General features: G+C 35.2%; 12 protein-coding genes. All 12 read left to right on the top strand.

Features of this window, described 5'->3' with window-relative positions; genetic code table 11:
* The first annotated feature begins 135 nt into the window (after positions 1–135).
* The 12 genes from topA (at position 136) to fliI (ending at position 13347) form a co-directional block, all read left to right on the top strand.
* Positions 136–2214, top strand: a complete 2079-nt coding sequence (gene topA / locus K332_RS0103025; RefSeq protein WP_026906107.1) for a type I DNA topoisomerase — start codon at positions 136–138, stop codon at positions 2212–2214.
* 941 nt (positions 2215–3155) lie between these two features.
* Positions 3156–4076 (top strand): tyrosine recombinase XerC, encoded by a 921-nt coding sequence (gene xerC, locus K332_RS0103035; protein WP_026906109.1) that lies wholly within the window; start codon positions 3156–3158, stop codon positions 4074–4076.
* 11 nt (positions 4077–4087) lie between these two features.
* Complete coding sequence (hslV, locus tag K332_RS0103040) at positions 4088–4633, top strand: ATP-dependent protease subunit HslV (protein ID WP_026906110.1); 546 nt, start codon at positions 4088–4090, stop codon at positions 4631–4633.
* A gap of 18 nt (positions 4634–4651) precedes the next feature.
* A complete protein-coding gene (hslU, locus tag K332_RS0103045; RefSeq protein ID WP_026906111.1) occupies positions 4652–6043 on the top strand; it encodes an ATP-dependent protease ATPase subunit HslU in 1392 nt (463 codons plus the stop codon).
* 32 nt (positions 6044–6075) lie between these two features.
* Entirely contained in the window at positions 6076–6855 is a 780-nt protein-coding gene (codY, locus tag K332_RS0103050; RefSeq protein WP_026906112.1) for a GTP-sensing pleiotropic transcriptional regulator CodY, read from the top strand.
* Positions 6856–7376: 521 nt separating this feature from the next.
* Positions 7377–7772 carry a flagellar basal body rod protein FlgB gene (gene flgB / locus K332_RS0103055; protein WP_026906113.1) on the top strand — a complete coding sequence of 132 codons (396 nt, stop codon included), beginning with the start codon at positions 7377–7379 and terminating at the stop codon, positions 7770–7772.
* Between the two features lie 2 nt (positions 7773–7774).
* Entirely contained in the window at positions 7775–8230 is a 456-nt protein-coding gene (gene flgC / locus K332_RS0103060) for a flagellar basal body rod protein FlgC (RefSeq protein ID WP_026906114.1), read from the top strand.
* An 11-nt stretch (positions 8231–8241) separates the two neighbouring features.
* A complete protein-coding gene (gene fliE / locus K332_RS0103065; protein WP_026906115.1) occupies positions 8242–8547 on the top strand; it encodes a flagellar hook-basal body complex protein FliE in 306 nt (101 codons plus the stop codon).
* Between the two features lie 127 nt (positions 8548–8674).
* Positions 8675–10273 (top strand): flagellar basal-body MS-ring/collar protein FliF, encoded by a 1599-nt coding sequence (fliF, locus tag K332_RS0103070; RefSeq protein ID WP_084287660.1) that lies wholly within the window; start codon positions 8675–8677, stop codon positions 10271–10273.
* 11 nt (positions 10274–10284) lie between these two features.
* Entirely contained in the window at positions 10285–11298 is a 1014-nt protein-coding gene (fliG, locus tag K332_RS0103075; RefSeq protein WP_026906117.1) for a flagellar motor switch protein FliG, read from the top strand.
* Entirely contained in the window at positions 11291–12031 is a 741-nt protein-coding gene (gene fliH / locus K332_RS0103080; RefSeq protein ID WP_051359324.1) for a flagellar assembly protein FliH, read from the top strand. Before fliG ends, fliH begins: the two co-directional genes overlap by 8 nt.
* A complete protein-coding gene (fliI, locus tag K332_RS0103085; RefSeq protein WP_026906119.1) occupies positions 12028–13347 on the top strand; it encodes a flagellar protein export ATPase FliI in 1320 nt (439 codons plus the stop codon). Before fliH ends, fliI begins: the two co-directional genes overlap by 4 nt.
* The last annotated feature ends 1 nt before the right edge of the window (position 13348 follow it).

Genomic DNA, 13348 nt, shown 5'->3' on the forward strand with positions numbered 1-13348 from the left:
TTAAATACAAAATCTGAATATGTTGACATTTTTATCATCTATTCTTACATTTAAATGTATAGTGATTTTAAGGACACGAATGATTTAGGATATAAATGTACTAGATTTTCGTTACCTCAGTTAAGGAGGAAAAGGATGGCAGACTATCTCGTAATTGTAGAATCACCTGCAAAAGCGAAAACTATTGAAAGATACTTGGGTAAAAAGTATAAAGTAAAAGCTTCTATGGGACATGTAATTGATTTACCAAAAAGTCAAATGGGCGTTGATGCAGAGGAAGGTTACAAGCCTAAGTATATTACGATTCGTGGAAAAGGTGATATATTAAAGGATTTAAAAAAATCTGCAAAAAAAGCAAAAAAGATATATCTTGCAGCCGACCCGGATCGCGAAGGGGAAGCAATTGCTTGGCATTTAGCACATGCATTAAATGTGGATGAAAATTCAAAATGTCGAGTTGTGTTTAATGAAATTACAAAAGAAGCAATAAAAGAGTCATTTAAAAATCCGCGTTCTATTGATACTGATTTAGTAGATGCACAACAGGCTAGAAGAGTACTCGATCGATTAGTTGGGTACAATATTAGTCCATTACTCTGGAAAAAAGTTAAAAAAGGATTAAGTGCTGGTCGAGTGCAATCCGTAGCACTAAAAATGATTATTGACCGAGAAAATGAAATTAATCAGTTCAAACCAGAAGAATATTGGTCAATCGAAGCAGAATTTCAAAAGGATAAAGAAACATTTGAAGGTTCTTTCTATGGAATAGATGGCAAGAAGTTGGAATTATCTTCTGAATCAGACGTAAAAGATATTTTAAATAAACTGGTAGATAAAAAGTTTACAATAGATAAAGTAACGAAAAAAGAAAGACGAAGAAACCCTGCTAAACCATTCACTACTTCTTCCTTGCAACAGGAAGCAGCAAGAAAATTAAACTTCCGGGCCAAGAAAACGATGATGATTGCACAACAATTATATGAAGGAATTGATCTTGGTAAATCTGCTGGTGGTATTACTGGTCTTATAACCTATATGCGTACAGATTCCACACGAATCTCCAATACTGCAAAAGAAGAGGCTAAAGGATATATAGTAGATAAGTTTGGAAGTGAATTTTTAGGTAGTAATACTAATGAGAAGGTCAACGAAAAGGCACAAGATGCGCATGAAGCTATTCGACCAACATCCGTAATGAGAGAACCTAATTCATTAAAAGCTGTACTATCACGAGAACAATTAAGATTGTATAAGCTAATATGGGAACGCTTTTTAGCAAGTCAAATGGCTCCAGCAGTGCTAGATACGATGTCAGTAACATTAAAAAATAATAATGTTGAGTTCCGTTCTACTGGTTCTAAAGTTAAGTTTAAAGGATTTATGAAAGTTTATGTGGAAGGTACAGATGATGATAAAAAGCAAGAAGATAAATATCTACCTAATTTAGAAGAAGGTATGTCTGTAAATACGAATGAAATAAATCCAAATCAACATTTTACACAGCCACCACCACGCTTTACAGAGGCGAGATTAGTTAAAACGATGGAGGAGCTAGGTATTGGTAGGCCATCGACCTATGCACCGACATTAGACACCATTCAACGTCGTGGCTATGTAACCCTAGATAATAAGCGCTTTGTTCCATCTGAGCTTGGTACAATAGTTATAGAGTTGTTAAAAGAGTTTTTCCCAGAAATAATTGATGTAGAATTTACTGCTAAAATGGAAAATGATTTAGACTCTATTGAAGAAGGCGAAGTACAATGGGTTAATATAATTGATGATTTTTACCATGGATTTAAGAAGAGATTAAATGTAGCTGAAGAGGAAATGGATAAAGTAGAGATTAAAGACGAACCAGCGGGTATCGATTGTGAAAACTGTGGTCATGAAATGGTTTACAAAATGGGCCGTTATGGTAAATTTTTAGCCTGTTCTAATTTCCCTGAATGTCGTAATACAAAGCCAATCTTGAAAGAAATTGGTGTTACTTGTCCAAAGTGTAAAGAAGGTAATGTTGTAGAACGTAAATCCAAGAAACGTCGTGTATTCTTTGGTTGTGATCGTTTTCCAGAATGTGACTTTGTCTCTTGGGATAAACCCCTATCAAGACCTTGTCCTAAATGTGAATCTTTATTAGTTGAAAAGAGAAACAAAAAGGAAACCCAAATCGTTTGTACAAACTGTGATTATAAAGAGGATAGTCAAGGATAAAAGAGTCGCTCCCCGAGCGTCTTTTATTTTTGCTTAAGACTATTTCACAGGTGATAGAAACTCGCGGTAACCTAAGGAAGGCTTCGGTAGCAAGACATCGCACGAAGAAAATCGGTTTATATTTTCGAGGAGTCTCCGTATTCTACCTACGCTAGTATTGGCTTTCAAATTAAAAATTGTTTTATCACATTTTTCATTAAAAATCACTTTTAATCAAATTAGAGCTATATCAGCTCCGGAAATACACGGAGACTCCTTGAAAAAGAAAAGCACTTTTTCTGCGTGCGATGTTTCACTAAGAAGCTTTCCTTGTCCTATGGGAGGATAGGCATTGGTGAGACCCCGCAGTGAGGGTGCTACTTGAATATGCATCTTGCTCCCTTGCACCGAGGAAACATGCTTCGAAGCGTTACTAGTAGACGCAGGTGCACTCTTTTCAGCGCGAGGAGGCTCACCAGCCGCCTTAGGATGCGCGAAGTGTATTTCCGGAGCGGGTACGATGCTCAACCAAAAATTATTAGTTTCTTTACCGCACACTTTATACAAATTATGTAATTAACAATAGTCTTTTAGAGAACAACTTTTCTTAAGTGTGTTTTGCAATTTCTGAAAAGGGTAAATAATAATACTAGATTTAGATTATAATTTTTGAACAATTGGTAAAAATGATTGATAGGTGATTAATTCGAAATATTTGTAGGTATCGAATAATGTCGAAAAATAAGGAGTTCTTTATTGACTATTAATTGTTGAATCGCTATAATAATCCAGTGGTAAGAGAATCTACTTGACAGCATTTCTATTGAATGGAAAAGGTTTATCGTAATTATGTTTACTGTTGCGTCCAATTCAGAATTTTGTTACAATTTTGTTAAGTTCATTGCAATTACTAAGTCATGTATGATATATTATTAGTTGGCTGTCGAAGTTGAGGTGAGTATTTGGAAAACTTTGTACAATTTCAAAAGTTATTTACAGAATACCTACAAATTGAAAAAAATGCTTCACCTTATACAGTTGAGTACTATAATCATGACTTGGAGGAGTTCTTCTCTTTTTTGCGGCAAGAGGGAATTGGTACATTTCAGGAAGTTGATCAACAATGTATTCGTTTGTTTCTAACGATTCTCTTTGATAAGAAACTTTCGAGAAGGTCTGTATCAAGAAAGATTTCAAGTTTACGTACTTTCTTTAAATTTTTAGAAAGAGAAGAGATTATTAATACGAATGCCTTTTTGCTCATTACTTTACCAAAAGCATCTAACCCCATTCCGGGATTTTTATATGAAGAAGAAATGGTGAAATTATTTGAAAGTAATGATGCTGAGACTCCCATAGGTCAGCGGAATTTGGCACTATTGGAAATCCTCTACGGTACTGGTATTCGTGTAAGTGAATGTCAACAATTGCGTATAAAGGATATTGACTTTTCCATTGGGACATTACTTGTCAAAGGAAAAGGAAATAAAGAACGCTACGTCCCTTTTGGTAGTTTTGCTGATAAAGCTCTACAATTATACATACATGATGGTAGAAAACAACTACTGGAAAAGTCGGAAGTTAATTCTGAATCGATATTTCTTAACGCCAGAGGTACACCAATTACAACTAGAGGGATAAGATCAATACTTAATAAAATGGTAGAAAAGGCAGCACTTACTATTCATGTACATCCCCATAAATTAAGGCATACATTTGCCACCCATATGTTAAATGAAGGTGCCGATTTGAGGACAGTACAAGAACTCTTAGGACATGAAAGTTTATCGTCTACCCAGGTCTATACACATGTTACAAAGGATCATTTACGCAATATCTATTTAAATAGTCATCCTAGAGCAAAAGACAGGAATAACGGATGAGGTGATTTTTAATGGAAAATCAAATTCATGCAACCACAATATTTGCTGTTCAACATAATGGACAATGTGCGATGAGTGGTGATGGTCAGGTAACACTTGGGAATTCAGTTGTTATGAAGCATAAAGCTAAAAAAGTTAGAAGATTATTTAATGGCCAAGTTCTAGCAGGTTTTGCTGGGTCGGTTGCAGATGCTTTTACCTTATTTGAGAAATTTGAAGGGAAACTTGAAGCGTTTAATGGCAACCTAACCAGAGCAGCAGTTGAATTAGCACAAGAATGGCGTAGTGATAAAGTTCTACGGAAGTTAGAGGCAATGCTTATTGTGATGAATAAGGAAAGTATGTTGCTTGTTTCAGGAACTGGTGAGGTAATTGAGCCAGATGATGGTATTCTAGCTATTGGTTCAGGTGGAAACTATGCACTTAGTGCAGGTAGGGCTCTAGTAAACTATTCAGAACATCTGTCTGCAAAAGAAATTGCACTTGCTGCAATGAAAATTGCTGGAGAAATTTGTGTGTTTACGAATGATCAAATTACACTGGAAGTACTTGATTAAGGAGGGAGCCTTGCAAATATGGGGATAAATTATACTCCGAGACAAATTGTGAATCAGCTAGATAACTATATCATTGGGCAGCAAAATGCAAAAAAGTCCGTTGCTGTGGCACTTAGAAATAGATACCGCAGAACATTATTAGATGAAAAACTGAAAGATGAAATTGTTCCTAAAAACATTTTAATGATTGGGCCAACAGGGGTCGGTAAAACCGAAATAGCTAGACGCTTAGCGAAATTGGTTGGTGCACCGTTTGTAAAACTAGAAGCAACGAAATTTACAGAAGTTGGATATGTTGGACGTGATGTTGAATCGATGGTTCGTGATTTAGTAGAAATGTCCTTACGAATGGTGAAGGAAGAAAAAATGAATGAAGTGTTGGATAAGGCAAAAGAAGAGGCAGAGAAAAAGCTCGTCAAACTCCTTGTTCCACAAGTGAAAAAACAATCAACAATTTCTAATCCTTTTGAAATGCTATTTTCAGGTCAAGGAACTCAACATGATACTGGTGATGTAGAGAAAGATGAAGAAATAAAGAGTAAACGCAGTAGAATTGCCCATCAACTGGCAATGGGTGAATTAGAAGACCATATGGTGACAATTGAAATTGAAGAAATTCCGCCTTCTATGTTCGATATGTTACAAGGTTCAGGAATGGAACAAATGGGTATGAATATGCAAGATGCATTAGGACAATTCATGCCAAAGAAGAAAAAGAAACGTAAGCTCCCGGTTTCCGAGGCAAGGAAAGTTCTGACGCAACAAGAGGCACAGAAACTCGTGGATATGGAAGAAGTCTCACAGGAAGCAATAAGTAGAGCGGAGCAAAGTGGTATTATTTTCATTGATGAAATTGATAAGATTGCAGGAAAACATGATAACTCACCGAATGTGTCTCGTGAAGGGGTACAACGTGATATTCTACCAATTGTAGAAGGATCCACGGTGGTAACGAAGCATGGTCCTGTTAAAACAGACCATATGCTGTTTATTGCTGCAGGAGCATTTCACATGGCAAAACCATCTGACTTAATACCTGAATTACAAGGTAGATTTCCTATACGAGTAGAATTAGAGAAACTTTCAGTAGATGACTTTGTTCGTATTCTGAATGAACCATCAAATGCACTTTTAAAGCAATATCAAGCTTTACTTAAAACAGAAGGTATAAATGTGATTTTTACAGAGAAAGCTGTTAATAGAATTGCGGAAATTGCTTATCAAGTAAATCAAGACACAGATAACATTGGTGCTAGAAGGCTTCATACCATTCTAGAAAAATTACTAGAGGATTTATCATTTGAAGCACCTGACGTTTCCATGGAGAAAGTAGAAATAACTCCTGAATATGTAGATCAAAAACTTAGCACAATTGTTAAAAATAAGGACTTAAGTCAATTTATATTGTAAATATTATTTAAAAAAACGGAGGATTACATGAAATGGAACTTTTAAATCGCGCAAGAAAAATCAACTCTATGTTACAGAAAGCAACAGGTAAATCAGTAAACTTCAATGATATGGCTACATCTCTTACAGATGTAATTAAAGGAAATGTATTTATTTTAAGTAGAAGAGGAAAACTTCTAGGCTATGCTATCAATCAAGAAATTGAAAATGAGCGTATGAAATCTATGCTAGAAGAAAGACAATTCCCTGAGGAGTATACAGAAGGCTTATTCCACATCCATGAAACTACAGCAAACTTGGATATTAACAGCCAATATACAGTGTTCCCAGTGGAAAACAAAGATTTATTCCAAACTGGTCTAACTACAATTGTTCCAATTATCGGTGGAGGAGAGCGTTTAGGTACGCTAATCATCGGCAGATTAAAAGAGGCGTTTAATGATGATGACTTACTTTTAGCAGAATATGGTGCAACAGTAGTAGGAATGGAAATTCTACATGAAAAGACTGAAGAAATCGAAATGGAAGCTAGAAGTAAGGCTGTAGTTCAAATGGCAATCAGCTCTCTTTCTTATAGTGAATTAGAAGCAATTGACCATATTTTTGAAGAATTAAATGGCCACGAAGGCCTTCTAGTAGCAAGTAAAATTGCAGACCGTGTAGGTATTACAAGATCTGTAATTGTAAATGCTCTAAGAAAATTAGAGAGTGCTGGTGTTATTGAATCACGCTCACTAGGAATGAAAGGTACTTATATCAAAGTACTAAACGACAAGTTCCTAGTTGAATTAGAAAAATTACGTTCTAGATAAGTAAAGTAAGTAAAAAGGAACTCATAGTAAACTATGAGTTCCTTTTTTAACGAGAAAATTGTAGTTGAAATTTAAATGTATGTACCAAAAAAGCTAGCAATATCCCTAAATTTTAGAGGGATGCTAGCTTTTTTAGTTTGGAAAGCAAAATACTTAGCACCAAAATATAATAAACTGACATATTCAACAGTGCAAAATCTTATGTTTTTTGAAAAAGTGTATAGTTCACACTTTAGACAAATGTAGTCAATAAGAACTAAATAATTACTAGTATAATAATATCATTATTACAAATATCTACATTAATTTTGTAAATAATTGATAATATATGATGCTATTTATCAAAAGCAAGCACATTTATAGTAAAATATACCTAGTATTAAGCTCCTATTTTGGTGAAAGTATTAGAAAAGTGTCGAATTTTGATAGACTTTATTCCAGATATAAATTACAATATTCGTATGCAATTTAATCTTTATGTCCGTTTAAGATATTTATTTTTTAAAAAAGGAGGGCTATGAATGAATCTGTTTAGTGGTACGATTAATACTTTGCAAAAGTCACTAAATTATTCTTCTATTAAAAATCAGACAATTGCTTCGAATATTTCTAATGCCGATACTCCTAATTATAAGGCGAAAGATGTCGAATTTAATGATATTCTAAAAAGCGAACTGTCCAGTTCATTAACAGCTAAGAGAACAAACGCCAGACATATCTCTTTTGAACAAGAGCAAAAATTCTCCTATCAATTAGTTCAAAGAAATAATACAACATTTAATCATAATGGGAACAATGTGGATATCGACAAGGAAATGGCAGAATTAGCTCAAAATCAAATTTATTATCAAAGTTTAATTGATCGTATTAATGGTAAGTTTAATAGCTTACAAACGGTAATTAAAGGAGGAAGATAGAAATGTCCATATTTAATGCGTTTAATGCTAATGCTAGTGCGCTAACTGCACAGCGATTGCGTATGGATGTAATATCATCTAATATTGCGAATGCTAACACGACTAGAGCCACTATTAATGAAAATGGTGAGTATGAACCTTATCGTAGGAAAATGGTCCAAATTGAACCATCGGATAAAAGCTTTCGTACATTCCTTCAAAAGGCAACTAATACAACTGAGAATGCTGCATCTGGTGTCAAGGTAACAGGAATTGTTGAAGATGAAGAGCCTTTTAAACTTGTTTATAACCCATCGCATCCTGATGCTAACGAAGCAGGTTATGTTCAATTACCGAATGTAGACCCACTTCAAGAAATGGTAGACTTAATGGGAGCGACACGGTCGTATGAGGCAAATATTACCGCTTTAAATGCAAGCAAAAGTATGTTAATGAAGGCATTAGAAATCGGTAAATAAGGAGTAGACGAATGAATCTTTCTATTAATAGTTTAAATAATTCAGCTAAAGTACTAAATCCAATAACTCAACAAAATAAAACGCCGGGACAAGCACAAGCTAGTTTTGCAAACACACTTAAAAATGCAATTAGCAATGTAAATGACCTACAGGTTTTATCTGATAAGAAAACAGAAGCACTGGCATTAGGGAAAATTGATAACTTGCATGATGTTATGATAACGGCCCAAAAAGCCAGTATTACGTTAGGGGCAACTGTTGAAGTGCAACGTAAAGCAATCGATGCTTATAACGAGATTATGAGAATGCAAGTTTAATTGATTTATTATATTATCGGACACATTTACAAAGATTTAATAGGTTTTTTTAATTTTATAACCTTGGTATTAAGAAAAAGTAATACTAGGGTTTTATCATATTGTTTTGAATTTGGCGGGGGAGTACATGAATAACGAAAAAATAATGAAATTAAAGGAAACAGCAAGAACTTTTTGGTCCAAACGGTCGAAAAGTCAAAAAGGTTTAATTATTGGTTCGATCGTAGCGGTTATTGCTTTAGTAGCAGTTATTTCATTATTTACGACGAATACAAAATATGTACCTTTATACAATGATTTATCTTTGCAAGAAGTAGGACAGATAAAGACAGAGCTCGAGACAAGAGGTGTACCCTTTGAGCTTGATAAGGGTGGAACAACCATAATGGTTCCAAGTGAATTAGCAGATGGATTGCTTGTTGATTTAGCGGGACTTGGTATTCCGAATAGTGGCAATATAGACTATTCCTTTTTTAGTGAAAACTCTTCATGGGGTATTACAGATAATGAATTTAACATAATGAAGCTTGATGCAATGCAATCGGAGCTTGCTAATCTTATAAAGAGTATTGAAGGTATAAATGATGCTACTGTAATGATAAACATGCCAAAGGAACCGGTTTTTGTGAATGAGGCTACCCAACCTACAAGTGCATCAATTGTTATTGAAACTGCACCTGGTTATAAGTTCGAGGGTAATCAAATTAATTCACTATATCAATTAGTATCAAAAGCAGTTCCGAATCTTCAAACTGAAAATATTACAATTATGAATCAATACTTTGAATACTATGATCAAAATACGCAGAATTCTTCAGGTTTCCAAGATGCATATACGTATCAGCAAACTGTTAAAAAAGACATTGAGCGTGACCTACAGCGAAGGGTACAACAAATGCTTGGAACAATGGTTGGTACGGATAATGTAATTGTTTCTGTTACAGCAGACATTGACTTTGCTCAAGAAAATCGAGTAGAGGAAATTGTGGAACCGGCTGATCCAGAAAATATGGACGGTTTACCTGTAAGTATCGAAACAATTCGAGAAACCTATAGTGGTGAGGGTGCTGCTGCTGGCGGAATAGCCGGAACAGGTGATGAAGACATTGCCAACTATCCTGGAGGAGAAGAAGGCGAAAATGGTGATTACGAGTATATTAAAGAAACCATTAACAATGAATTTAATAGAATTCATAAGGAAATTGTAGAAAGTCCTTATAAAGTTCGTGATTTAGGGATACAAGTTGCTGTAGATAATGTTAAAAGCCAATCTGGTGACAATACGGAATACTTATCACAACAGGATATGATGGTTGTTGAAGAGGGGATTGCTTCTATCTTAAATTCCATCATTACAACCTCTATTGATGCAGGTTATGGTGATGTTGTACCAGAAGAAAAAACATCTATTGTTTTTCAAGAGTTTAGTGGTAGCAATACTACTTTACAAGATCCTGGATTTAAGATTCCTCTATGGATGTATATCGTTGGTGGAATCTTACTATTAATAATAATTATCTTAATTATTTTGTTACTGGTAAGAAAACCTAAAGCAAAAGAAGAAGAGATTCAGGAAGAAGCATTTGTAACAGAAACAATTGAAAGTATATCTGAGTCTACTAATGATACTGAATCAGTAAAACGTAGAAAACAACTTGAAAAAATGGCAAAAGATAAGCCAGAAGAATTTGCGAAGTTACTTCGTAGTTGGATAGGAGAAGATTAGGAGGTTGGATGATGGCTAGGCAACAAACAAGATTAACTGGAAAACAAAAAGCTGCAATTCTCTTAATCTCTCTAGGTCCTGACGTCTCTGCACAGGTTTATAAACACCTAACAGAGGAAGAAATTGAAAAGCTTAGTTTAGAAATATCATCAGTTAAAAAAGTTGATTCGAATATGAAGGAAGATGTTCTTGAACAATTCCATCAAATAGCTCTTGCACAGGATTATATTTCCCAAGGTGGTATTGGTTACGCTAAAACAGTTTTAGAAAAGGCTTTTGGTGAGCAAGAAGCAAGCAATATTATTAATAGATTAACTTCTTCCTTACAAGTAAGACCTTTTGATTTTGCAAGAAAAGCTGACCCACAGCAAGTATTGAATTATATACAAAATGAACATCCACAAACGATTGCTCTTGTGTTATCGTATTTGGACTCGGAACAGTCAGGACAGATATTATCTGCTTTACCTCAAGAAATGCAAGCAGATATAGCTAAACGTATTGCAACAATGGATTCCACATCACCTGAAATTATTAGTCAGATTGAGGAAGTACTTGAGAGGAATATTTCATCTTCATTCACGGAGGATTATACTCAAACTGGTGGAATTCAAACGGTCGTTGAAGTGCTAAACGGGGTTGATCGTAGTACAGAAAGAACTATTCTGGATGCTTTAGAGATACAGGATCCTGAATTAGCTGATGAAATCAAGAAGCGTATGTTTGTGTTCGAGGATATTGTTATTCTTGACAATCGTGCGATACAACGAGTTATACGCGAAGTTGAGAATGAGGATTTACGCTTGGCGCTTAAAGTTGCTAGTGATGAGGTTAAAGAGATTGTCTTTAAAAATATGTCACAACGAATGGCAGAAACATTTAAAGACGAAATGGAATTTATGGGACCTGTCCGTTTACGTGATGTAGAAGAGGCACAATCTCGTATTGTAGCAATCATAAGAAGACTTGAGGATATTGGTGAGATTGTAGTTGCTCGTGGTGGAGGAGACGATATCATTGTCTAATACTCAGCCAGAAATTAAAAGAGTTATTCAACTAAAGCCGGTTCATAAGCCAATCGTGGATGAGGAAGTAAACTACGAATCACAATTACAACAGGAAATAACGAAGCTACAAGAGGCGAAAGAAGAACTTGAATTAGTAAAAAAACAGCAAGAATTGCTTCTTACAGAAACAAGAAACCAAATTAAATTAGAAAAAGATAATTGGGAAGAAGAAAAAAAACAATGGATTGAAGAAGCAAAAAAAGAAGGTTTTCAGGTTGGTTTTGCTAAAGGCGAAAAAGAAAGTAAGGATCAGTTCCATCAACTGATACAGCAAGCCAATTCTATAATTGCAGCTTCTAAAATAGATTATCAATCGACTATAGAGAAAAGTGAAGAAGCTATTCTTCTTTTAGCAGTACAAGTAGCTGAAAGAATAATGAAGCTAGAGCTTGAAAGGCAACCGGAGGTATTTGTTCCAATAGTAAAAGATGCTATTTTAAGCATTAAGGATCAAAGAGGACTTTCCATTTATCTACATCCGGACAATTATGAATTTGTATTATCGCAAAAGAATGAACTTGAACGGGTACTAGAATCTAAAGCTGAACTTTCAATATTTGTAAATGAAAGCTTAGAGACTGGAAGTTGTGTTATAGAATATCCGTTTGGCAAAATTGATGCAAGTATCGATACTCAACTAAACCAAATACAACTGGTCTTACATGAAATTGTAATGGAGCCAAAAGAATGAACTTAACAAAGTACATGAATGCAATTGAGGAAGCGGATGTATATAAGCGATTTGGAAAGGTACAACGTGTTGTTGGAATCATGATAGAATCTATTGGTCCTGCTGCTAATATTGGTGAGGTCTGTTATATTCATCCGGCTATTAACCAACGTAAGCAACCAGTTCTTGCAGAGGTAGTAGGGTTCAATAATGAAAAGATTATTTTAATGCCTTACAATGAGGTTTCTGAAATTGGGCCGGGTTGTCTAGTTGAATCTACTGGGAAACCATTAACCGTAAAAGTTGGTAGAAGCTTAATTGGGAATGTGATTGATTCATTAGGAATGCCACTTGATGGTTCAGAATTACCAAAAGGATTATCGAGCTATTTAACCGAACAATCACCTCCTAATCCAATGTCGCGACCTACAATATCAGAGCCTATTCAAGTTGGAGTGAAAGCAATAGATTCGATGTTAACCGTAGGAAGAGGACAACGTATTGGAATGTTTGCGGGAAGCGGTGTTGGAAAAAGTACTCTTCTTGGTATGATTGCTAGAAACAGTAAAGCAGATATCAATGTTATTGCACTTATTGGTGAACGTGGGAGAGAAGTTCGAGAATTTATTGAAAAGGACCTTGGACAGGAAGGATTAAAGAAATCTATCGTAGTTGTTGCAACTTCTGATCAACCAGCACTTATGCGGATTAAAGGTGCCTATACGGCTACAGCGATAAGTGAGTACTTTCGGGACTTAGGCTATAACGTAAATCTCATGATGGATTCTGTTACACGTGTTGCAATGGCTCAAAGAGAAGTTGGACTTGCTACTGGCGAGCCCCCAACAACTAAAGGATATACGCCATCTGTTTTTTCCATACTCCCGAAACTTTTAGAACGTACTGGTACAAATAAAAATGGGGCGATTACAGCTTTCTATACTGTTTTAGTAGACGGTGACGATATGAACGAACCGATTGCGGATACTGTTCGAGGGATATTAGATGGCCACTTTGTTATGGATAGAAAACTAGCAGAACAAGGACAGTATCCTGCACTCAATATTCTAAAATCAATAAGTAGGGTAATGAATCAAGTTGTAACAACGGAACATCTAGATTTAGCTCAACAAGCAAGAGCTCTTCTGGCTAAGTATGAGGAAAATAAAGATTTAATTCAAATCGGAGCTTATAAACGTGGTACCGATTATGAAATTGATAAGGCTATTCTATATCATCCGAAACTACTAACGTTTTTAAAGCAAGGCGTTTTAGAAAAACTAAGCTTAGAAGAGACCGTTGAAAACTTAAAAATGATACTAAGTGGGGGTAGTTGAT

The sequence above is a fragment of the Paucisalibacillus globulus DSM 18846 genome, from assembly GCF_000482485.1.
Taxonomy (GTDB): domain Bacteria; phylum Bacillota; class Bacilli; order Bacillales; family Amphibacillaceae; genus Ornithinibacillus; species Ornithinibacillus globulus.